Genomic DNA, 22,980 nt, shown 5'->3' on the forward strand with positions numbered 1-22,980 from the left:
GTCGGTCACGACAGTCCCACCCAGCCGATTGCCAGCACCAGCGCCGCAGCGCCGGCAAGGTCAACGGTGCTGTTCACGAGCGGGATGCCGATGGTGTCGGGGTCCACGCCGACCCGCGTTGCAGCCACGGTGCCGTAGTAGGCGATGAACACAGCCAAGGCCGTCGCAATCATTCCGCCGACCAGCGAGATGGCCACGAGCCGGAGCGGACCTGGTGTCGACAGCGAGAACGCCGCCGCCGCAACGTGCGCGAGCACGCCGTTGAGCAAGCACACCGGCGCCGTCAAGACGAACGCGAAGGAGATGTCGAACCGTGCACCTCGCTGCGGCAGCGCTCGAGGTTCGATCACGCCGAGATGCAGCTTGCTCGCCAGCCGGCCCGACAAGATGCACCCGATGGCGCCCGCGGCTGCTAGGCATGCCGGCACCAGGATCAGCACGGCCCGCTTGTCGATGAAGTCCTCCAAGCGATGTTCGATCACGACACCTGCGACGATGAGCACGAAGCCGCCGACGCACAGCACCGGCATCGACTCGCGCAAGATCGCCCAGAGCTGATCCAGGCCTGATCGCCACGCCCAAACAGTCGCGGCTGCAGCACCGATGGTGCTTACCGCTGCGAGGACTGGCGTGAGCGCGGTGATGCCGACCAGGTAGCTCGCCAGGAACAGCGCCGGGAGCGTGACGACATCGCCGACGGCCGAGATGACCGGAGCGCTGACGTTGTCGAGATCCCAGCCTCGGCGCGTCGACATCGTCGCCAGACCGAGGGTCACCATCAACACGACCACCGATGCCAACTCGGCGCCCACGACTGACACCACGATGAGGTCGGCGACGCCGATGATGCCCGAGAGCCCGAAGACTGGCGCCAGCACCTTGGTCATCACACCGAGCACGACGGCAGTGACGAGCGTCAGCACCGCAGCCGCGATGACGTTCTGGCCCACGATCGTGTCGCGACGGGCAGTCGCCCGAAACGTGCCCGCGTGAATGGTGGTGGCGAGACGACTGCCGAGCGCGCCGAAGATGTCGCCCCGCATGCCGATTGCGGCAGGAACGAGCACCAGCAGACCCGGCATGCGCTCAAGCGTGCCGGTGACGGCCGCGAGCAGCACTCCTGCTGCAGTGGCCGTCACGCTGCTGACAGCCAGCGCCGAGAGGCTCTGACGCGCACCGATGACATCGGGGCCCAGCAGACCCCGCAGAAAGCCCAGCGGGTGCAACCTGACGGCGGGTCGATGCAGCGTGCGCTCCGACGACATCTTGCGGACCGCTCCGACGCGCCGCTTGCGGGCAGGTCGGGGGTTCAACGCATGTGCGCCTGTTGTCAGGCAGCCGATTCGAGCAGCGCGCTGAACAGCGCCGCAAGATCCTGCGGGGCCACGCTGCCTGCGTGTCGCAGCGCCACCGCTCCGTCCGCATCCACGGCAACGAGATACGGCACCGATGCCAATCCGAATGCCTCGACCGCGGACCCTCGTGTCGTGTCGGCAACGACGGGATGCGCCCAGCCTTCGTCGCGCAGCCACTGCGCGGGCGGATGGTTGCCGCGCGAGGGGTCTTCGAGCACCGAGAGCGCGTAGAAGTCCACGCCGGCGGGCAGCTCGTTCGTCGCCAGCCACTCGGTGAGCGCGGTGACCTCGGCCTGGCAGTGCGGGCACCAGTGAGCGTAAAACGCCACCACCAGCGGACGCCCTTGAGCTTCGATGCGCACTTCGGCACCGGTGAGCAGGTCGGTGCCGAGCACCACCGGGGCAGCACGACCGATCGCGGCGTCGTTCGGGGATTGCGCGAACAACGGCAGCGCCCTGCCCGACACTTGCGTGGGACCCGCGGGCGCGTCTTCCGTGGTCATCGACACAGCGGCGCTCGTTGCCGTCGTTGCGGCCGCGGCGCCAGTCGCAGCGGACCCCGAAGGTTCGCCGCCGCACCCCACAGCCAGCAGCATCCAGAGCAGGGCGCACACGCCGAATGCGACTCGTCTCACAATGCTCAAGGCTAGGCACGACCCGGCCCGGCACCAGAAGGCACCAGCCATGCCCCTGAATGCGCGGCAGGCGTGATGGCAGACTTGGCCTGTGGAGACCCGTCAGCTCGAAACGACACCCGGTTTCGTCATCTTCGACCTGCCCGGCGCCCAGCACTACGTCGGAGAGGCGCGGCTGGGCAGCCGTCTGATCCCCGGCAATGCGACGATGCTGGCCCGGCACACCACCTACATCTTCGCGATGCTGGAACAGCAGCGCAGCGGTGCCAGCATCGGCCTGAGATCCGACGCCGCCGATGCCGCCGCCGCCGTCGAGGCACTGGCAGCCGAACTGGCCGTCGATTTCTCCAGCGGTCGGCTGTCGACCAGCCCGGGCCTGCGACTCGATGCAGAGCTGTTGGCACCCGTGCTGGCCCACGATCAGCGCAATCTCATCGGCAACGACGACCGCGACGGCATCTCGTTCAATGACGAACTCGTCGGCGTCGGCGCTGCTGCAGCAGCAGCCGGCCTGCTCGGCGACCTCGAAGGCAAGCGGGTGGCGATCGAAGGATTCGGACCCGCCGGACTCGGCATCGCGCGCGAAACGGCTGCGGCGGGAGCGGTCGTCGCCCGGATCGCGACCGCCAAGGGCTGTGCCAACGGAAGGTTCGACCCCGTGACACTCGCAGACGCGTGGGCATCGGCCGCAGAACGTTGCGTGGAGGCACTGTCGGGCGATGACGGGCCCGAGCAGCAATGGAAGATCTGGGCAGACGATGTGGACGTGGTCTTCTGCGGGTCGAAGCCCGGCGCGATGTCCGGAGAGGGGGCGTCGGTGGCCGCCTCAGTGCCGGTGGTCGCCTACAGCGCGGCCGCGGTGTCGTCCAAGGCCTTGGCGGTGCTGCGCGCCGCAGGCACTCCGGTCGCTGCCGACTTCGTGGCCGCCGCGGGGCCGGCGTTGTGCTGGTGGGCGGATGAGGCACTCACCCACGGCGACCTGCGTTCGGCCGTGACCGAGACCGTCGACGCAGCCATGTCCGAGACTGTCCGCCACGACGACGGCCCGTTCATGGCCGCCTGCTACCGAGCCGAGTCGTTTCTGCGGACATGGCAGGACGAGCTGCCATTCGGCCGACCGCTGGGCTGACCGCCGCGTCCGGCGCGGGTCGCTCAGGTCGCGCTCAGCGAACGCAGCGACTGGCCACTGAGTCCGCTGGTTACTGCTGCTGCTGTTGCTGGTGCTGGTGTGCCGCCTGCTGGGTGGGCACCTCGGGCGCAGCGTTCACTGCGACGCGCGTCTGCCTGCGGATCGGCTCAGTGACCATCGAGACCGGCGCCGAGGGCTGAGCGATGATCACCTCGGCGTCCACTTTGGCCTCAGCCGTGCCGTTGAACACCCCGCGTACCGGCGGCACGTCGTGGTAGTCGCGTCCGTGGCCGATCACCACATGCCGCTCGCCGACCGATCCGCCGTTCGTCGGGTCCAGCCCAAGCCATCCGGATCCGGGCACGGCAGCCTCGATCCAGGCATGCGTCTGCACCGAGATTGCCGTCGGGTCGGCAGACTTTGGACGTCGAGCCGCCGACTGGTCCCCGACAGCTGCGCCAGACTCGGCTCTAGCGTCGCCGCCTGCACCGGCGGTCGCTCGTTCGCGGCCCGAGCGCAGGTCTCCGTCTGGTCGTTCGCCGGCAAGTCGCGCGTCGTGTGGTTCGGTGTCGTGTGATCCTTCGTCGAGCCGGGTCTCGTCCAAGGCGAACAGGTATCCCGAGACGTAGCGGGCCGGTACACCGATGCACCGCAGCATGCCCACCGCGAGATGCGCGAAGTCCTGACACACTCCTGCGCCCCCGTCGATCAGCTCCTCCAACGTCACGCCGATCGCGGTGGATCCGCGCCTGTAGGAGAGCACGGTGGGCACCGCCCGGACGACAGCGAGCACCTGCTCGTACACATCGTCGGCAGCGTCGCGGACCGCCCATGACGCCACTTCGTCGACCAGGTCTCCCCACTGCACGTGCTGCGACGGCGTCAAGTACTCGAAGTGCTGGTTGATGAACGTCTGCTCACGCAGCCGTTCGCCAGTCACCGGCACGTGAGCGGCCGCAGTCGTTGCTGTCTCCACCGATGCTTCTGCCACCACCAGCAGGTCGTCGTGCGGCGAGCGAATGCCCAGATGGTCAACGGTGGTGCCGAAGTAGTCGCGGGTCTGCAGCACACGGGTCGCCGGCGTCGTCGTCAGCCGATACGACAGCACCTGTTGACGCACATCGTCGAGGGGCCGCACCCGGACCTCGTTCTGCGACTCCGCGACCGGCGCAGAGTACGTGAAGTGCAGCCGGTAGGCGATGTCCAGCCTCATCGCGATGCAGCCCTGCCGTCGCCCGGGCGCACGAATTGCGCATGCACCTCAGCAGCGTCCGACTTCGCCACCGTGCTGGCATGCACGGCGCCGGCAAGCTGGGCCAGCGCGCTGCTCAAGTGCGACAGCTCTGCCTCCGGCTCGCGCAGCAGTTCGTCGAGTTCGCCGTACTCCACGTGCGCCCGCAATGCGCCTGCGCGCCGTCGGGGAATGGCGACCGCGCCCGCGGCAGCTGCGAGGTCCTCAAGGCGCTGTTCGACTCTGCCAAGACACCACAGCACTGATCGTGGAAGATGCTCGTGCTGCAACAGGAACTTGGCCACGGCATGCCACTGCGGCGAGTGGCCCAGTTCGCGCCGGGCCGCCTGCAGCGAGTGCGTGAACGCCAGCAGGCGGTTGCCGTCGAAGACTCCGCCGCCGGTTCCCAGACCGGACTTGAGCAGCTCCACCGTCAGGATCGATCTCTCGAGCAGTCGGCCCGCCTGCATGAACGCGTAGCCCTCGTCTCGGCTCATCGACTCGGTCATCACGCCGCTGAGCGAGCGGCACCCCCGCCGCGCAGTGATGACCGAAACGCGGGATACCTCGCCGCCGGTCTGCTCTCGCGCCGAGGTACCGACCGACTTCGCGCTCTGCATGAGGATGTGCAAGCTGTTGGCTTCCTCCCACAGCTCCACCGGAATGCGGTCGCGCACGATGCGCAGGTTCTCTCTGACAGCTGCGACAGCAGACACGACCGAGCCGGGATGCGAGTCGTCGCAGACCAGAAAGTCCATCACTGCGTACGGGCCGGTGCCGACCTGCGCTGCGACGAAGGCGTCCTGCAGCCCGAGCGCTTGCACCAGCCGGCGAGATGCCAGCCGCGCCTCGGTCGCCTGCCGATGCATCACTGCGTTGGCCTCGACCGACACGCACCGAGCGATGGTGTCGGCTCGTTCCAGGTACCGGCCGGCCCACAGCATCGAATCGGCGTGGCGAGCGAGGATCATGTGCGCGGTCCGGGCGGCGGGCTGCGTAGGTGCTCGCGCGAGGCATCCTCGGGCGCGAGCACCCACGTGTCCTTGGATCCGCCTCCTTGCGAGGAGTTCACGATCAGGGAACCCCTTTGCATGGCGACGCGTGTCAAGCCGCCGGGAAACACCTGCGTGCGGTCCCCGGTGATCACGAAGGGACGCAAGTCGAGATGGCGCGGCTCGAGTGTGTCGTCGCACAGCGAGGCCAGCGTCGACAGCTCGACGACTTCTTGCACCACCCAGTTGCGCGGATCGGCCTCGATCTGGGCTCGCGCGTGCGCCAGCTCGGCGTCGGTGGCGTCGCGCCCGATGACGATGCCGTAGCCGCCCGACGCCCCCACCGGCTTGACGACCAGCTCGTCGAGCCGCTCGAACGCCGCCTCGCGCTGGTCCTGCTCCCACATCACGTAGGTCTCGACGTTGGGGAGGATCGGCGCTTCGCCGAGGTAGTACCGAATCAGGTCGGTCACGTAGGGGTGAATGGCCTTGTCGTCTGCCACGCCGTTGCCGACGGCGTTGCACACGGTCACGGTGCCGGCACGCATGGCACCGAGCAGCCCCGGCACCCCCAAGGTGGAGTCCGGGCGGAACGACACCGGGTCCAAGAACGCGTCGTCGATGCGTCGGTAGATCACGTCGACGGGCACCAAGCCTTCAATCGTGCGCAGGTACACGACGTGCTCGTCCACCACCAAGTCTGGGCCCTCGACCAGCTCCACACCCATTTCCCGCGCCAGGAAAGCGTGCTCGAAGTACGCCGAGTTGTAGATGCCCGGCGTCAGGATCACGATGAGCGGCTGGTCGCCGGCACCGGTGGGCGCCACCGATTCCAGCGCTGTTCGCAGCATCCGGCCGTACTGGCCCACCGGCTCGACGGTGTGATCCTCCCACACGAGGGGGAACGCCTTGGTCATCGCCGCCCGGTTCTCGATGACGTAGCTGATCCCGCTGGGATTTCGCAGGTTGTCCTCCAACACTCGGTACTGGCCCTGCGCATCGCGCACCAGATCTATGCCGGCGATCACGCAGTGCGCATCGTGGGGAACGCTGACCCCGTAGGCGTTGCGCTCGAAGCCGTCCGAGGACCGCACCAGCCATCCTGGCACCACGCCGTCTGCGATGGCGGCGCCCTCTCCGGTGTAGATGTCGGCGAGGAACCTGTTCAACGCGGTGACGCGCTGGGTGAGTCCCTGCTCGATCTCGCGCCACTCCGCGGCGGCGATGAGCCGGGGGAACAGGTCCATCGGCCAGGTCCGCTCGGTGCCGCGTGCATCGCCGTACACCGTGAAGGTGATGCCTTGACGACGGAACTCCTCTTCGATGACACGCTCACGGCGTCGCAGCTCGGCCGTGTCGAACTGTGAGAACCGCTTCACGATGGCCGCATAGAGCGGTCGGACTTCGCCGTTGAGAGCAAACGCCTCGTCGTAGGCCGCGATGCCCGGGTCGGGCCTGCGGAACTCAGCCACAGGGAATGTGATAGCGCATCATCGCCCCGCCGCGCGCCACCGCCTCCACGGCCCCCAGCCTCCCGAGGCGCACATTCACATCCCGCTGAAGAGTTCGAGAAGGCTGCTGGTGTGCCGTCAGGTCCAGCGTTCGATGCGGGGTGGTGACGCTGCGTCGAGCACTACTTGGTCGAGATCCTTGGCAACCAGCAGCTCGCCCGTGTATCCGCTCTCGCGGATCTGGCGCTCGTAGTCCCGTTCGGTGACCGAGTGGCCGGGCGCCGCGGGCGCATCCGTCTGCGGCGCGGGAATGAGGTGAGTGAGCACCAGCGTCGGGGTGTTCAGCGCTGCCGCTTGGCGGCCGATGAGGCGGGCATCGGCGTGATAGTCGAGAATGAAATGACGAGCAGGGGGGCCTGCGGTGATGCGGTCGAACAGCATCGCTTCGTACACCAGCACGTCGGCCTCAGCTGCCAGCTCGGCCACCTCGTCGCAGACCAGCGTGTCACCGGTGATGACGACGGTGCCGTCGGGAGTGCAGACTCGATAGCCGACCGCGGGGAACACCGGCTCGTGTCGCACTTGCGCGGCACTGACCGCGACATCCCCTCGACGCCACACTTCGCCGGGCGCGTTCGGCGGCTCGAACGACGTGATGCGCACCTGCGCGGGCGTCGAGCGCTGCGCGTGCTGTGCCCGCACCCCGAGGTCGTGGCGCCACGGATGGAGCATCTCGCTGAGGTAGTCGACGGCGGGTCCTCGGGGCGCCACGACCTCCATCGGCGTGTACTCGTCGCCCCGCGCCATCACCCAATGGCTGAGCACGACATCGGCCAGGCCAGTGAGATGGTCGCTGTGATGATGCGTCACGAACAACGCCGTGAGGCTCGGGCTGTGCATGCCGAGCGCTGCGAGCCGCTGCACGGTGCCGCGGCCTGCGTCGAATTGCAGCGTGACCTCGCCGCAGCGCACGAGCACCCCCGGTCCAGCGCGGTGAGCGTCGGGGATGGGGGAACCCGTGCCGGTAATGATGACTTCAGTGGTCATGGCCGCTCCCCAGCCTGATGAGCGAGCGGGTGCGCCGGGCGACGAGGCGCAGTGGGCGATACTGGACTCGAACCAGTGACCTCTGCCGTGTGAAGGCAGCGCTCTAACCATCTGAGCCAATCGCCCGTCGGCACCGATGATAGGCCCCCTCTACGCTGGCGAGCACGAGCAGGCCCTGACCGGAAGGCGCCATGAGCTCTGACGACGACAGCTCAGACAGCTACCACACAGCCCCTGTGGAACTCTCACCGGCACCGCCGGGGTGTCCCGTCCACGACAGCTGGTCGCCGCTCAGCGAAGCGTATCTGGCTGATCCCTACCCCGTCGCCGCCAAGTTGCGCGAGGACCATCCGGTCTTCTACGCCGCCGAGATGGGCCACGTGGTGGTGACCCGCATGGCGGACATCGAGGCGGTGTTCCTGGACCCCGATACCTACGCGTCGTCGAACGTACAGGACCCGATCTTCCCGCTGGCACCTGCTGCAGCCGCGGTGCTCGCTGCACCGGACTACGACCCGCAGGCGGTCATGTCGAATCGGGCCGAGCCGGATCACGGCCGCATCCGGGTACACACTCGGGGCGGATTCTCCATGCGGCGACTGCGCACGCTGGAGGACTACATGCGGTCGCGGGCAACCGAGCTCATCGAGGAGATGCTCGGTGGCCCCAAGCCCGCCGATTACGTCGCAGCCGTGGCCTTCCCGCTGCCGGCGGAGATCGTCTTCCGCTTCATCGGCTTTCCGCCCTCGGACGATCTGCTGCTCAAGTCATGGTGCGTGAACCGCAAGGCATTCGCCTGGGGCAAGCCGACGCCCGCCGAGCAGGCGCACATGGCCGAGGGCATGCTGGCGTACTGGCGCTACTGCCGGGAGTTCGTGGCCGAGCGCCATCGCCGCCGCGCCGATGACTTCTGCTCAGAACTGCTGGACGCGCACGATGCCGACCCTGACCCCCGAAGCGGCACCGGCCTCAGCTATCGGGAAGTCGAGTCGATCATCTACGGGATCTCCTTCGCCGGGCACGATCCGGTCACCAACCTGCTGTGCAACACGCTTCGATGCCTGCTGCCACGACGCGAGCAGTGGAGTGCGGTGTGCGCCGACCCGACGCTGATCCCCACCGCCGTAGAGGAGACCCTGCGGTTCGACTCCAGCCAGGTCGCCTGGAGGAGGGTGACCACCCGCGACACCGAACTCGGCGGCGTCCAGCTGCCCGCAGGCACGCGAGTGTTCTTGAACTTCGCGGCGGCGAACCGCGAGCCGTGCGCGTTCGCCGAGACCGACACGTTCGACGCCGACTCCTACGACATCGCTCGGCCCGACCCGCATCGCCACATCAGCTTCGGCAAGGGCATTCACTTCTGCCTCGGCGCGAACCTGGCCCGCATGGAAGCCCGCATTGCGCTGGAGATACTCACGCAACGGGTGCCGTCGCTGAGACTGCCGCCGCAGGACTACCGGACGTTCCCCAACATCACGTTCCGCGGCCCCGAGCAGCTCTGGCTCGACTGGGAGTAGTCGGCCCCGGCCGCCTACACAGCCGCCGGCCGGCGCCGCTCAGCTCACCGCCGGCACCCCTGCAATGGCAGCGGCAATCGCCTCGTCGCTCAGGTCGACGTCGGTCAGCGCACCCGACAAGTAGGCCTCATAGGCCGGCAGGTCGAGATGGCCGTGTCCGCACATCGCGGTCAGAATCGTGCGTTGCTGGCCCGCCTGCTTGGCAGCTTGCGCTTCGCGCAGTGCCGCGGCCACGGCGTGGGTGGGCTCGGGCGCGGGCACGATGCCCTCGGCGCGGGCGAACTGCACAGCAGCTGCGAAGCACTCCTGCTGCGGCAGCGCCAGTGCCTCCACCAATCCGAGGTCATACACGTGCGACAGCAGCGGCGACATGCCGTGGTAGCGCAGGCCGCCAGCGTGGATCGGCTGCGGGATGAAGTCGTGGCCGAGCGTGTGCATCTTCAGCAACGGCGTCATCATCGCAGTGTCGCCGAAGTCGTAGCGGTACTGGCCGCGGGTGAGCGTGGGGCACGCAGCCGGCTCGACGCAGCGAATGGTCGGTTTCATGCGTCCCGCCAGCTTCTCCCGCAGAAAAGGAAAAGCCAGGCCCGCGAAGTTCGAGCCTCCGCCGGTGCAGCCCACGATGACGTCTGGCACTTCGTCGACCTGCGCAAGCTGCAGCAGCGCTTCCTCTCCGATCACGGTTTGATGCATCAGCACGTGATTCAGCACGCTGCCCAGCGCGTAACGGGCGTTGGGGTCTGCGGCAGCGGTGGCCACCGCTTCGGAGATCGCCACCCCCAGCGACCCGGGATGCTCGGGGTCTGCGGCCAGCAGCGACCTGCCGTACTCGGTGACCTCGGACGGACTCGAATGCACCCGAGCGCCCCAGATTTCCATCATGGTCTTGCGGTACGGCTTCTGCCGGTAGGACGCGGCTACCTGCCACACCTCGCACTCAAGGCCGTACTGAGCCGATGCGAACGCCAGCGCCGAGCCCCACTGGCCGGCACCCGTCTCGGTAGTGAGCTTGGTGACTCCCTCAGCGTGGTTGTAGAAGGCTTGGGGCACTGCGGTGTTGGGCTTGTGCGAGCCGGCGGGGCTGACGCCTTCGTACTTGAAGTAGATCCTGGCAGGAGTGTCCAGCGCTGCTTCGAGCCGGCGGGCGCGGTACAGCGGGCTCGGCCTCCACAGGCGGTACACGTCGAGTACCTCGCCTGGGATGTCGATGTAGGACTCGCCAGTGACTTCCTGGGCAATCAAGCCCATCGGGAACAGTGGCGCTAAGTCGTCGGGGCCGATGGGCTCACGCGTGCCCGGATGCAGCGGCGGCGGGGGCGGCGCGGGCAGGTCCGGGATCAGGTTGTACCACTGGGTCGGCATGGCGGATTCGTCGAGCGTCACCTTGGTCGGGCCGTCATTGCGTGCTGTACCCATTGCGTGCTCCTTCTGTGCGCCCTGTGCGGCACGTGGTGCGCGCCATGACCGGCGCGGTCTCGGGGCATGAAGCCGTAGTGATGAGAATCGATGAGAGGCCGCATCGCCATGAGCTGGCCTCGCGCCATCTGCGACGCCGCAGTATCGCACCCAGATGTGGCATCCTGCGGTAACCCCTGATTCTCGAGTTCTCGAGGATCAGGTGCCCGCACTGCACACGAGGCGGCGTGACATGAAACTCGCTACCGGAGTCGGCTACTGGGCGGCAGGACCGCCCCCCGATGCGCTGGAGTCACTGCTGCTCGCAGAGCGACTCGGCTTTCACTCATTTTGGACAGCCGAGGCCTACGGCTCGGACGCGCTGACGCCGCTGGCGTGGTGGGGCAGCCGCACCGAGCGCATCGGCTTGGGCACCGGAATCGTGCAGATATCGGCGCGCACGCCGGCCGCCGCTGCCATGGCGGCGATCACCATGGACCACCTCAGCGGCGGCAGGTTCATCCTGGGGCTCGGCGTGAGCGGTCCCCAAGTCGTGGAGGGCTGGTACGGCCAGCCGTATCCTCGCCCGCTGGCGCGCACCCGGGAGTACATCGAGATCGTTCGGGCGGTACTGGAGCGGGACAAGCCCGTCAGCTTCAGCGGCGACCACTACCAGATGCCCTACCCAGGTGGGCTGGGGCTCGGCAAACCGCTGAAGTCCACCGTGCATCCTTTGCGCGCGGAGGTGCCCATCTACTTGGGCGCGGAAGGACCGCGCAACGTGGCCTTGGCAGCCGAGCTGTGCCAAGGCTGGCTGCCGCTGTTCTTCGCTCCCAAGGACAATCAGTTCTACGCAGACGCGCTGAATGCCGGGTTCGCGACGGCGGGCAAGCCGCTGATCGGCGCCGACGGCCGCATTCCGGCGGCATCCGGCTTCGAGGTGGTGTGCCCGGTCAGCGTCGTGCCCGACGACGACGTCGAGCGTGCGGCGAACCGTGTCCGCCCCATGCTGGCCCTGTACATGGGCGGCATGGGCGCACGCGACGCCAACTTCCACTACGACGTGTTCTGCCGCATGGGCTACCAGCACGTTGCCGACGAAGTGCAAGAGCTGTACCTCGACGGTCGCAAGCAGGAAGCAGCAGCTGCGGTCCCGCTCGAGCTGGTCGAGGCGGTGGCGCTAATCGGGCCGCTGGACAAGATCGCCGAGGATCTGCGGCGCTGGGATGACACGGTGGTGACGACGCTGCAGGTTTCCGGCCCGCCGCAGCTGCTCGAGACCATGGCCGATCTCGTCCGCGCCTCGGGCTCGGGCTGAAGCGAAAGGACCTCGTCGGAACATGGATTTGTCAGACAAGCTGGCCGTCGTGACCGGCGGGTCGGGCGACATCGGGCGCGCGATCTGCCAAGCGCTTGCGGCGGCCGGCGCGGAGGTGATCGTCACCTATGTCGGCGATCTCGAACGGGCCAACGCCAGCGCAGCACGGGTGCGCGAAGCCGGTCGCAAAGCCAGCGTGCTGCAGCTGGACCAACGCGACGAGGCATCCATCGACGCCGCAGCCGCCGCGGTGGCCGAACACGGGCGCTGCGACGTACTCGTCAACAACGCGGCATGGAACATCGGCATCCCGTTCCGAGAGCTCGAATCGCTCGACTCATCGACATGGGACCGAGTGCAGGAAACCAACCTGCGCGGCCCGTACTTGCTGACCCGAGCCTTGGCCGGACTGCTGACGGCCGGCGGCGGCGGCCGAGTGGTGAACATCGCGTCGGTGGGCGGCCTGTACCCCGCGTCGAGCAGCATCGCGTACAGCTGCTCCAAGGCAGCGCTCATTCACCTCACGCATTGCCTGGCAGTGGCCATGTCACCGGAGGTCACCGTCAACTGCGTCGCACCGGGCCTCGTGGAAGGCACCCGTATGGCCGCGCGGCTGCCCGATGCAGTCTCCGAAGGCGCTCGCCGAGGGGCGCTGCTCGGGCAGGTCGGCAACCCGATCGACATCGCGAACGCCACCGTGATGCTGTGCCAAGCCGATTCCATCACCGGCCAGACCGTCGTGGTGGACGGCGGCAACCCTGCCGCCATGAACTTCGGCTGAGCTGCGGCGCGTAGCCTGTGGCGACATGCTGACTACGCTGAGAGATGACATCGTGATGGACCATGTCGCAGTGGTCAGCGAGCGCGCGTGGGACAACGTCATCCGCTACGGGCGTGATCTCGGCGGCCGTTGGATCGGAGGACCCGACAACGACCCATCGTCGCACGCAGGTGACGACTTCTACTTCTGCCAGATGGTCTTCGACGCCGGAACCAAGATCGAGATCCTGGAGCCGATCGAATGCGAGGGCAGCGATTTCCTGCGCCGTTACTTGGCCCGTAACGGCCCGGGGCCACACCACTTCACCTTCAAGACGCCCGACTTTCGGGGCACCATAGGGGCACTGGCCGCTGCGGGCTACCAGGTCATCGGCGTCAACGAGGACGATCCCGACTGGAAAGAGGCGTTCCTGCACCCCAAGGACAGCTGGGGCATCGTCATCCAAGTCGCGTGGGACGGAGGCGGCGGCTGGGCCGACGCACCGCCGCTGCCACCCACTCGACACCGGCGCGCCACCGCCCTAGCCGGAGTGGTACACCTTGCCGCCGATGCCCAAGCGGCAGCCAGCCTGTTCGAAGGCCCGCTCGGCATGGAACGCGAGGACGAAGGCAAGGACCCCAATGTCGGCACTTGGGTGACGCTGCGTTCTGGGCCGTGGTACCTGAGGGTGATCCAGCCCACCGAGCCCAACATGACGCACTGGATGGGCAACCGGCCCGGACGTCTTCAGCTGCTGCATTTCGAAGTCGACGACCCCGGCCTCGTGCCCGGCGCGCAACGCGTCAACGTATGCGGGGCGGGTGAACGGCAGGAAGCAATGTTCGTCGTTCAGCCAGAGCACAACCTCGGCGTACGCCTGCTGCTCACTGCTCACGCTTGAGCAGCCGATCACTGGGCCGGCGGTGCCTCCGGCCAAGCGGGCCGGCGGCTTATGGGGCTTTGGTCCACCAGAAGACACGGCGTATCGCGGACCAGCGCTTGCAAGTCTCCGAATAGGCCACGACACTGACCCGCAGCCGATAACCGGCGCCTGCCGCATGGCCGGTGAGACTCACGGTGCGAGTGAGAGCGGGGCCGGCGGACTCGAAGGCGCCCGCCCCCACGCGTTCGCCGGTGGTCACATTGCGCACCTCATAGGCGTAACGGACGGTCTTCACCCAATGCGGCACACCCGCACGGGTGTACGCGCAACGCACATCACGCTGCACATCGGGCATGGCCGCGGGTTTCGTCCAGGTGACCGTCACCCGACCCGGCTTGCCGGTGTCCACTTTCAGCTCCTGCACCGGCATCGGGCTCATCAACGGACGCCCCGGCGGAACCGGCGGCCTGCCCGCCGCGGCGACAGCGAACGTGCGCGTCACCGGCGGCGAGAAGCTCCAGCACACAGCGCTGTACGCCAGCACTTCTGCGATGTAGCTCACCCCGGGGTCGAGACCGGTCACCAGCCAGCTCGTGGTGCCCGACAGCACCAGCGACTCCGCCACCACACGCCCCACACCCGACCCGCCGCCACGAGACCGTTCGCGGACCCGCACCAAGAACCCCGACGCCTCACAAGCACCGCCGCCCGGCACCGACCACGACACCAGCAGCACACCGCCGCCCGACTCGACGCGCACCCCCGACGGCTGCCACGGCCTCCCAGACACCACCACACCACCAGAACCACCCGAACCGCCAGAGCCGCCACCCCCGCCGCCGCCCGAACCGCCGCCGGAGCCGCCACCCGACGAAGACCGCGGCACCGCCGTCGTCGTGCTGGTCGTCGCAGCAGTCGTCGAAGTCGGCGATGTCGTAGTGGTCGCAGCAGTCGTCGTAGTCGTAGTCGGCGGCGTGGTCGTGGTCGTAGTGGTTGTCGTGGTCGGCGATGTCGTCGTCGTAGTCGTAGTCGGCGGTGCCGTGGTCGTCGTTGTTGTAGTCGTGGTGGTCGTCGTCGTAGTGGTGGTCGTCGTCGTAGTCGTAGTGGTGGTCGCGGCGGCGCCGACGGTGAAGCTCGCCCAGTCCGACGCAGGCCCCGTGCCGGTCGCGTTCACCGCCCGCACCTGCATCCGCCACACACCCGCAGCCAAACCCCCCGACCGCCTAATCGTGTGCGACGTCGTCGACGCCCCCGAACCCCCAATCGAATACCAACCACTGTCAGACCCGCCCGGAGGCCGCCACTGATACTGCCAACCCGTAATCGTCGAATCACCCGGATCGCTCCACGACACCCTCAACCGATTAGACGTCCCAACCCGCTGCAACCCCACACCCGACGGCTTCGCCGGCACCGGCACCGTCGTCGTCGTAGTCGTCGTAGTAGTAGTGCTGGTCGTCGTCGATGTTGATGTCGTGGTCGTAGTAGTCGTAGTCGTAGTAGTCGTGGTGGTGGTCGTCGTAGTCGTCGTTGTCGTGGTGGTGGTGGTCGTGGGCGTTGTGGTTGTTGTCGTCGTAGTCGGCGGTGCAGTCGTCGTCGTAGTCGTCGTTGTCGTGGTCGGAGCGTTGTCGCCGTCGTCGTCCGCAATCTGCAGACGCGCCGCGCCCCTCAAAGTACCGGCATAGGGATACAGCACCAGATACTCGATCGCTGTCTCCTGCGTGGTGTCCCCGCGCACGCCGAACGTCAAAGAGCCCTCCGTCTGCCCCTCAGCGATCATGATCGTGCCCCCGTTCGGCCAACAGACATCCGCATCGGCCGGATTCGGCGCCGAACACGACGTCGCCTTCGTGTAATTTAGGTTCCATTTCGCGGTCGCCGGCGCCGTCACCGACCGGCGCTCAATCGCCACCGTCGTGCCGCCCGCCGGGGCCGCCGCCGGCAGCCTCACCGTCACCGTCACGTCAGTCTCCCCCGAATTGCCTTCGGTCACCTTCGCCGGCGACACTGTCACCGTAATCACCGAACTCGCCGGCGTCCCTGAGCTCACATTAGACTGCGGGCCCGGCCCGTTCGCGTTCACCGCCCTAATCTTCACATACGTCTGGCGCGTGAACGACGGCGACAACAGCGTCGCCTCCGTCGACGACGCATCCGCCCCCGGCAGGTCCGTCCAGTTCGTCGAACGATTCACCAAAGTCCAAATGCTACCCGTCACATACTGATACTTCGTAATCGTGCTGTCCCCCGGATCATGCCAATACATCCCGAGTCCCCCCACCACACCGACCGCCACGAACCCGGCAGGCTTCGCAGGCACCGAACCCTGACCGGACACACCCGACGGCACCACAACTACCACCGACACCGCCAACACCACCACCCCCACCAAACCCCACAACACACCCCCACGCCCACCACCAGCGGCACGCGGCCGCTCAACTACGCTCCGACCCCCCCCCGCGGGAACGGCTCACACAACGCACAGTGCGACTACAACCCGGCATCGACACAGCTCCCATCCGGCAGGAATGTGCGCCGAGACTACCCTGTCCCATCACCCAGTCACCCGACACACGGGCCCCGCACGCGCTCCAACCGCTGCCGGATACACGCCACGTACCTCACGGCACCGCACCAATGACACGCCCGGCGGCCAATCCGTCGTGACAAGACCGCTCCACTGCCGCCGGCGCACCGCCTCTGCTCATGACGACGCGGGTGGCACCCATCGGTCAACGGGAACCAAGCAGAGCCGGCGCCCGGCGATCGGCGCTGCGTGCGCCTCGGCAGCGGGGTGGCGACACCGGTGGCTGGGTGACATCGTGATGATCTGGTCGAGCACGCCGTCGTTCTGGGGCCAGTCGCAAGGCACCGTCGCCAGTGCGCCGTCAGGTGTCGTCCAAAAACACTCGCCCACCTCGAACGCCGCCACCGGGGACTGATCGGCGCCATTACTCGCCGTCATGTACGCACTGGCCACGAAGATCACCAGCCCCACCACGGCGATGGCTAGCCACGGCAGCACCCGCACGACCAGTGCCGCACTGCGATGGCGCACCACGAAACCGCCAGGTCCCCCAGGTTCGTTTGTGGCAACGCCGCCGGCCGGCGCCTGTCCCGCGGTGCGTGCTGCTGATGGCGCCGACTGGGCAGTCTGCGCACGCACACGGTCGTAGGTGCGGCGCGACTCCGCGCTCCCCAGCACTCGCCATGCCTCATTGACCGCTCGCATACGCCGATCTGCGCGCTCGGTCTGCTCCGCGCTGGTGTTGCCGCGCCGATCCGGGTGATTTGCGCGGGCAGCGCGGATCCACGCTCGCCGAATCTCCGCCACATCGGCATCGGGACGCACGCCGAGCGCCAAGTAGTGGTCGGGCAACTGGGCCATCGGCAGGCCTCCCGCACGCGACGCTACTGGCGTGCCCGTCTTCGGTGCGCTGCGCCGGTGGTCGCTATCGTCGCATTGCGTCCCGTCCGCCGAGGCATGCGCAGAAGACGCGGCCGTACCGCCCTCACCCGCCAGCCGTGAACCGCCAGCCATGAAGTGCCAGCAACGAGGTGCCAGCCATGACCAGCGCCAACGTCGATCCTCGCACTCCGGTGCTTGTGGGTGCCGGACAGTTCAAACAGCGCCCCGAGGTGCCCGTCGAAGCGCTCGAACCGGTCGCCATGATGGCCGAAGCGCTCAACGCCGCCTTGGCCGACGCCGCGGCGCCGGGCTTGGCCAAGCGAGCCACCCACACGTGGGTCGTGAAGGGTGCTTGGCCGTATTCGGACCCTGCCGCGTTGCTCAATGAGCGCTTCGGCATCGCTGCGAGGACCGGATTGTCCACCGACGGCGGCCACGTTCCGCAGACGCTGGTGAACATGGCCTGCAATCGCATTGCAGCCGGGCAGGCCGATGTCGTGCTCATCGTCGGGGCCGAGGGCATATGGAGTCGTCGGCGTGCCCGCCGCGCAGGCCAGCGCATCCCGTACACCGGCCAGACCGACAAAGCCCCCGACGAGCTGCTGGGCGTCGACGTCGTCATGAACAACGAGGTGGAGATCGAGCGCGGTCTGCGCGACCCGATCAACGTGTACCCGCTGTTCGAATCTGCATTTCGGGCTTCGCGGGGCGAGACCGTCGACGGGCATCGCGACCGCATTGCGGCCATGTGGGAGTCCTTCAATCGGGCCGCTGTCGCCAACCCGTACGCCTGGGTTCGCACGCCGATGACCGCGCAGGAGATACGCGAGCCGAGCCCGACGAATCGGCTCGTCGGCTTCCCGTACACGAAGTGCATGAACTCCAACTGGGACCTGGACCTCGCAGCGGCGCTCATCATGTGCTCGGCTGAGACAGCGACCGCCGCGGGGGTGCCTGCCGACCGCTGGGTGTTCCCGCATGCCGGCACCGACGGCCGCGACACCGATCACGTGTCCAATCGCGACAACCTGCACAGCTCGCCTGCCATTCGCGTAGCCGGTCGTCGAGCAATGGAACTGGCCGGAGTTGCAGCCGACGACATCGAGTACGTGGACCTATACTCCTGTTTCCCGTCGGCCGTGCAGGTCTCGGCGACAGAACTGGGCCTCGGCCTCGAGCGCGAGCTGACGGTCACCGGCGGTCTCACGTTCGCCGGAGGCCCACTGAACAACTACGTCAGCCATTCGATCGCCACCATGGCGGGCAAGCTGCGCGAGCACCCCGGCAGCATCGGCCTGTGCTCCGCAAACGGCGGCTACCTCACCAAGCACGCGTTCGGCATCTACTCGACGACGCCGCCTCAGCACGGCTTTCGCCACGAGGACTGCCAACGCGACATCGACCGGCTCAGCTCCGTCGAGCTCGATGCCGGCTACACCGGACGCGCCACGGTAGAGGCATACACCGTCATGCATGGCCGCGAGGCGCCCGAAGCAGCGTTGGCCGCGGTGCGCACACCCAGTGGCCGCCAATGGGCACGCAGCAGCGATCCGTCGCTGATGGACGAGATGCAGCAATCCGAGTTCGTCGGTGCCGGCATCGTCGTCAACGACTCCTTCGAATTCGCGTCGGGCTGAACTGGGCATCGCCCGGCTGCGCTGTCGCCGGCGAGAGCCATGCCGTTCGCGTACGCTTGACAGCGCAAGGTGCCTTGCCCCACGGCCCCTGCGTCGGCCACTCCCCTCGTCCCATGCGTCGACCACATTGGGGCCTGAGCCGTCATGTCCGACGCCAGCGGGGTCCGAACATCTCAGCGCTATCTCAATCGAGAGCTGTCCTGGCTGGACTTCAACCATCGCGTCCTCGCTCTTGCGCACGACCGAAGGCTGCCGCTGCTCGAGCGCGTCAAGTTCGTCGCGATCCACGCATCCAATCTCGACGAGTTCTTCCAAGTCCGAGTTCCCACGGTGCTCGATTCGGTCGCAGCCGGAGTGCGCACAGCCGGCGCCGACGGGCTGACTGCGCGCGCACAGCTCAAGCAGATCAGAGCGGCGGCTGCCGATCAGCTCGGCTCAGCCTCGTCGCTGTTCGAGCACGAGCTGCGTCCGGCACTGGCTGCGGAGGGAATCTCGTTCGTCCGGCCCGAGGAGCTCGATGCCGCGCATCGCGCGTGGATCGCGGAGTGCTTCAGCGAACAGGTCTTTCCGGTGCTGACCCCCCTCGCTGTCGATCCGGCTCACCCGTTCCCCTACATCTCGGACCTGTCACTGAACCTCGCCGTGTTCGTGCAGCGCTCCCAGAACGGACCGTCGTTCGCCCGTGTCAAGGTGCCGCCGATCCTGCCGCGATTCCTGCGCCTGCCCGACGAGCACCGTTTTGTCCCGCTGGAGTCGGTGATCGCCGGCCACCTCGGCGATCTGTTTCCGGGCGTGCATCTGCTGAGTCACAGCATGTTCCGAGTCACACGCGATGCAGACCTCGACATCGACGACACCGAGACCGACGACTTGCTCAAGCACTTGGAGCTCGAGCTGCGCCGGCGACGCTTCGGCGGCGCGGTGCGGATCGAAGCCGCACCGGATTTGGCCGACGAGGCGCTGGACCTGCTGACACGCGAGCTGAAGCTGACCCACGACGACGTCTACACCTCGGCGGGGCTGCTCGGGCTGGCGGACTTGGCCGAGCTGTACAGCATCGACCGGGACGACCTGAAGACGCCGCCGCACAACCCGAGAACCCCCCTGCCGTTACGAGCCTCGACCGAGGACAGCGCGCTGCTCGCAGGCGGCACCGGGCGCCGGGCGGGAACCGCAGACGATGCCGAGACCGGCATCGACGTCTTCGGTGTCCTCAGGCGCGAAGACGTCCTGGTGCATCTGCCGTACGAGTCATTCACGACCAGCCTGGATGCCTTCATCCGTCAGGCTGCGGACGACCCCGAGGCGCTCGCCATCAAGATGACGATGTACCGGACCTCCGAGCGGACCCGCTTGGTGGACTCGCTGATCCGGGCCGCTGAACGCGGCAAGCAAGTCGTCGTCGTCGTCGAGCTCAAGGCGCGCTTCGACGAACACGCCAACATCGAATGGGCCCGGATTCTCGAACGCGCGGGCGTCCATGTCGCCTACGGCGTGGTCGGGCTCAAGACCCACTGCAAGCTGGCCATGGTGGTGAGGCGCGAGCCGCGCGGCATCGCCCACTACTGCTTCATCGGCACCGGCAACTTCAATGCCGACACCGCGCGCATCTATGAGGACTTCGGACTCTTCACCGCAGACCGTGACTTCGCAGCCGACGTAGCGGGGCTGTTCAACTCGCTCACCGGCTACAGCCGCAAGACCGACTACCGCAAGCTGGCTGTTGCGCCGCACAGCCTCGGCCAGTCGCTCGTCGAGCACATCGAGGCGGAGGCGGCCGAGCCTGACGGGCACATCTTCATGAAGATGAACGCCATCGTGGACACCGAAGTCATCGATGCCCTGTACGTGGCGTCGCAGCGGGGCTGTCGCGTCGATCTGGTGGTCCGCGGCATCTGCTGTCTGGTCCCCGGCGTAGAGGCCATGAGCGAGAACATCACCGTGCGCAGCATCGTCGGCCGTTTCTTGGAGCACAGCAGGGTGTACCGCTTCGGGACGTCGGACCGGGGCTTCACGATCCTGCTCGGCTCGGCCGACGCCATGCCGCGCAATCTGCGCTATCGCGTCGAGGCGTTGGCGCCGGTGGAATCGCCTGCACTCGTCGGCGAGCTCCGCAGGCTCACCGACATGTACCTCGCCGACGAAATTGCCCGCTGGGAACTCGGCAGCGACGGCACGTGGACCCGTCACCCCGGGAACGATCTCCACGAGCTGATGCTGGCGCTGCACGCCGAGCGGCGCGACCGCTAGCCGAGTGCTCGCCGCGACGTGCAGTTGCTCTTGCTAAGATCGCTGTTGTGATTCGCGTCTCGACGCACACCACACCGCATCCCGCATTCGGGCTGCTCCTTCTCGCCTAGGCGGGGACCGCTCCGGTCCTCGCCCTGCCTCCTGCGCCTCTGGCCAGGAGGTTTTTTGTTGGCCTGCCCCCAGCTCCCCCATCCCCAGCCCGCATTCCCGACCCTCACGCAATCCTCTGCCCGCACTCTCAGGAGGCTTCCATGGCAGACGTCAAGCGCATCAGCGCTCAGCAGCCCAGCTCGATGCCGTTCCACCTGTACGGCACGTACGCATTCGCGGCGCACCTTCCGGACCGCACCTGGCCCGACCGGCACATCACCGAGGCGCCGCTGTGGTGCTCGGTGGATCTGCGCGACGGAAACCAAGCCCTCATCGACCCGATGGACGTGACGCGCAAGCGGCGGATGTTCGAGGCACTGGTGGAGATGGGCTTCAAGGAGATCGAAGTCGGCTTCCCGTCGGCATCGGCGCCGGACTTCGAGTTCTGCCGCAAGCTCGTGGAGCAGGATCTGGTGCCCGACGACGTGTGGATTCAGGTGCTCACCCAGAGCCGACCGGAGCTGATCGAACGCACCTACGAGGCGATCGCCGGCGCCAACAAGGCCATCGTTCACCTGTACAACCCGACCTCGGAGCTGCAGCGGCGAGTGGTGTACCGGCTGGGCATCGACGGCATCGCCGACATCGCCGTCACCGGCACCCGACAGTGCAAGGAGCTGGCGCAGCGCCATGTCGGCGGCGCAATCCGCTTCCAGTACTCACCGGAGTCGTTCACCGGCACCGAGATCGGCGTCGCGCTGGACATCTGCAACGCGGTGCGCGCCGAGTGGGGCGCCACCGCCGAGGACCCGATCATCTTGAACCTGCCGGCGACGGTGGAGATGGCGACACCCAACACCTACGGCGACCTCATCGAGTACTTCCATCGCAACGTCGAAGCACGCGACGCTGTGGTGCTGTCGCTGCACCCGCACAACGACCGCGGCTGCGGCGTGGCGGCAGCGGAGTTCGGCGTGATGGCGGGTGCCGATCGAGTGGAGGGCACGCTGTTCGGCAACGGCGAACGCACCGGCAATGTCGACATCGTCACGCTGGCGATGAACCTGTTCAGCCAAGGCGTCGACCCCGAGCTGGACATCAGCCACATCGACCATCTGCGCCGCATCGCGGAGTACTGCAACCAGCTGCCGGTACACCCACGTCATCCCTACGGCGGCGATCTGGTGTACACCGCATTCAGCGGCAGCCACCAGGACGCCATCAAGAAGGGCTTCGAAGCGCTGGCCGACGACTACGACTTCTGGGAGGTTCCCTACCTGCCGATCGACCCGGCGCACGTCGGCCGCACCTACCAGGACGTCATCCGCGTGAACAGCCAGTCCGGCAAGGGCGGCGTGGCCTACGTGATGAAGAACAGCTTCGGCCTCGACCTGCCGCGGCGGCTCCAGATCGAGTTCAGCGGCGTGATCCAGGCCATCACCGACGAAGGCGGCGAGATCCTGCCCGAGGCCATCAAGAAGACCTTCGACGAGACGTACCTGCATGCGGAGTCGCCGTACTCCTATGTCGGCCACCGCAGCTACTTCGACTCGGAGTCGTCCGACGAGTCCGAAGTCGAGGCCACCATTGCCGGTCCCGACGGCGAGGTGCGGGCCAAGGGTCGAGGCAACGGGCCGCTGTCTGCCTTCAAGAGCGCTCTGGTCGACGCGCTCGGCGTCGAGGTCAGCCTCGTCGATTACCACGAGCACGCCGTGGGCGCAGGCGCGGACGCCGCCGCCGCCGCCTACGTGGAGATCGAGACCCCGTCTCGCGACGTGTTCTGGGGCGTCGGGCTGCACCCGAACATCGTCACGGCCAGCTTCCGAGCGCTGCTGTCGGCGATCAACCGCTCACACGAAGAGGTGCCGGCGCGCTGAG

At 67.5% G+C, this 22,980-nt stretch carries 17 protein-coding genes and 1 tRNA gene; 8 read left to right on the forward strand and 10 right to left on the reverse strand.

Features of this window, described 5'->3' with window-relative positions; all coding sequences use genetic code 11:
- Positions 1-5: 5 nt before the first annotated feature.
- On the reverse strand, positions 6-1,313 hold the full coding sequence (locus ACOGI4_RS11855) for a magnesium transporter (RefSeq protein WP_419841871.1): 1,308 nt from the start codon (positions 1,311-1,313) through the stop codon (positions 6-8).
- Between the two features lie 17 nt (positions 1,314-1,330).
- The gene (locus ACOGI4_RS11860) at positions 1,331-1,990 is read right to left on the reverse strand and encodes a TlpA family protein disulfide reductase (protein WP_419841872.1); all 660 of its coding nucleotides are present in this window, start codon (positions 1,988-1,990) and stop codon (positions 1,331-1,333) included.
- A 91-nt stretch (positions 1,991-2,081) separates the two neighbouring features.
- On the opposite strand from ACOGI4_RS11860, the gene ACOGI4_RS11865 reads away from it, so the two are divergent.
- Positions 2,082-3,119, forward strand: coding sequence for a hypothetical protein (locus ACOGI4_RS11865; RefSeq protein ID WP_419841873.1), 1,038 nt, complete (start codon positions 2,082-2,084; stop codon positions 3,117-3,119).
- A gap of 70 nt (positions 3,120-3,189) precedes the next feature.
- Here the strand turns inward: ACOGI4_RS11865 and ACOGI4_RS11870 are convergent, their stop codons facing one another.
- The 5 genes from ACOGI4_RS11870 to ACOGI4_RS11890 all read right to left on the reverse strand — a co-directional run bounded on the left by ACOGI4_RS11870 (position 3,190) and on the right by ACOGI4_RS11890 (position 7,966).
- Positions 3,190-4,332 (reverse strand): transglutaminase family protein, encoded by a 1,143-nt coding sequence (locus tag ACOGI4_RS11870; RefSeq protein WP_419841874.1) that lies wholly within the window; start codon positions 4,330-4,332, stop codon positions 3,190-3,192.
- On the reverse strand, positions 4,329-5,321 hold the full coding sequence (locus ACOGI4_RS11875; RefSeq protein ID WP_419841875.1) for an alpha-E domain-containing protein: 993 nt from the start codon (positions 5,319-5,321) through the stop codon (positions 4,329-4,331). Before ACOGI4_RS11875 ends, ACOGI4_RS11870 begins: the two co-directional genes overlap by 4 nt.
- Positions 5,318-6,814, reverse strand: a complete 1,497-nt coding sequence (locus tag ACOGI4_RS11880) for a circularly permuted type 2 ATP-grasp protein (RefSeq protein ID WP_419841876.1) — start codon at positions 6,812-6,814, stop codon at positions 5,318-5,320. The genes ACOGI4_RS11875 and ACOGI4_RS11880 overlap by 4 nt, the downstream gene beginning before the upstream one ends.
- Before the next feature lie 117 nt (positions 6,815-6,931).
- Entirely contained in the window at positions 6,932-7,840 is a 909-nt protein-coding gene (locus ACOGI4_RS11885; protein WP_419841877.1) for an MBL fold metallo-hydrolase, read from the reverse strand.
- Positions 7,841-7,892: 52 nt separating this feature from the next.
- Positions 7,893-7,966: transfer RNA gene (locus ACOGI4_RS11890), tRNA-Val, on the reverse strand.
- Between the two features lie 65 nt (positions 7,967-8,031).
- On the opposite strand from ACOGI4_RS11890, the gene ACOGI4_RS11895 reads away from it, so the two are divergent.
- Positions 8,032-9,357: a cytochrome P450 gene (locus ACOGI4_RS11895; protein ID WP_419841878.1), complete on the forward strand. Its 1,326-nt coding sequence runs from the start codon at positions 8,032-8,034 to the stop codon at positions 9,355-9,357.
- Positions 9,358-9,396: 39 nt separating this feature from the next.
- Here ACOGI4_RS11895 and ACOGI4_RS11900 read toward each other — a convergent pair whose 3' ends face one another.
- On the reverse strand, positions 9,397-10,773 hold the full coding sequence (locus ACOGI4_RS11900) for a TrpB-like pyridoxal phosphate-dependent enzyme (RefSeq protein WP_419841879.1): 1,377 nt from the start codon (positions 10,771-10,773) through the stop codon (positions 9,397-9,399).
- Positions 10,774-11,005: 232 nt separating this feature from the next.
- Here ACOGI4_RS11900 and ACOGI4_RS11905 point away from each other — a divergent pair, with 232 nt between their 5' ends.
- The 3 genes from ACOGI4_RS11905 to ACOGI4_RS11915 are packed head-to-tail and all read left to right on the forward strand — an operon-like array spanning position 11,006 to position 13,731.
- Positions 11,006-12,070: an LLM class F420-dependent oxidoreductase gene (locus tag ACOGI4_RS11905; RefSeq protein WP_419841880.1), complete on the forward strand. Its 1,065-nt coding sequence runs from the start codon at positions 11,006-11,008 to the stop codon at positions 12,068-12,070.
- 22 nt (positions 12,071-12,092) lie between these two features.
- Positions 12,093-12,851: an SDR family NAD(P)-dependent oxidoreductase gene (locus ACOGI4_RS11910; RefSeq protein ID WP_419841881.1), complete on the forward strand. Its 759-nt coding sequence runs from the start codon at positions 12,093-12,095 to the stop codon at positions 12,849-12,851.
- Between the two features lie 25 nt (positions 12,852-12,876).
- Positions 12,877-13,731 carry a VOC family protein gene (locus ACOGI4_RS11915; RefSeq protein WP_419841882.1) on the forward strand — a complete coding sequence of 285 codons (855 nt, stop codon included), beginning with the start codon at positions 12,877-12,879 and terminating at the stop codon, positions 13,729-13,731.
- Positions 13,732-13,780: 49 nt separating this feature from the next.
- On the opposite strand, the gene ACOGI4_RS11920 is transcribed toward ACOGI4_RS11915, so the two are convergent.
- Entirely contained in the window at positions 13,781-16,117 is a 2,337-nt protein-coding gene (locus ACOGI4_RS11920) for a hypothetical protein (protein WP_419841883.1), read from the reverse strand.
- A gap of 303 nt (positions 16,118-16,420) precedes the next feature.
- Entirely contained in the window at positions 16,421-17,104 is a 684-nt protein-coding gene (locus ACOGI4_RS11925; RefSeq protein WP_419841884.1) for a J domain-containing protein, read from the reverse strand.
- Positions 17,105-17,283: 179 nt separating this feature from the next.
- Here ACOGI4_RS11925 and ACOGI4_RS11930 point away from each other — a divergent pair, with 179 nt between their 5' ends.
- The 3 genes from ACOGI4_RS11930 to leuA all read left to right on the forward strand — a co-directional run bounded on the left by ACOGI4_RS11930 (position 17,284) and on the right by leuA (position 22,979).
- Positions 17,284-18,762: an acetyl-CoA acetyltransferase gene (locus tag ACOGI4_RS11930; RefSeq protein WP_419841885.1), complete on the forward strand. Its 1,479-nt coding sequence runs from the start codon at positions 17,284-17,286 to the stop codon at positions 18,760-18,762.
- 144 nt (positions 18,763-18,906) lie between these two features.
- Positions 18,907-21,012, forward strand: coding sequence for a polyphosphate kinase 1 (gene ppk1, locus ACOGI4_RS11935; RefSeq protein WP_419841886.1), 2,106 nt, complete (start codon positions 18,907-18,909; stop codon positions 21,010-21,012).
- Between the two features lie 251 nt (positions 21,013-21,263).
- Positions 21,264-22,979 (forward strand): 2-isopropylmalate synthase, encoded by a 1,716-nt coding sequence (leuA, locus tag ACOGI4_RS11940; RefSeq protein WP_419841887.1) that lies wholly within the window; start codon positions 21,264-21,266, stop codon positions 22,977-22,979.
- Position 22,980: the final 1 nt, after the last annotated feature.

It is taken from the genome of Candidatus Poriferisodalis sp., assembly GCF_965205175.1.
GTDB lineage: Bacteria > Actinomycetota > Acidimicrobiia > Acidimicrobiales > Poriferisodalaceae > Poriferisodalis.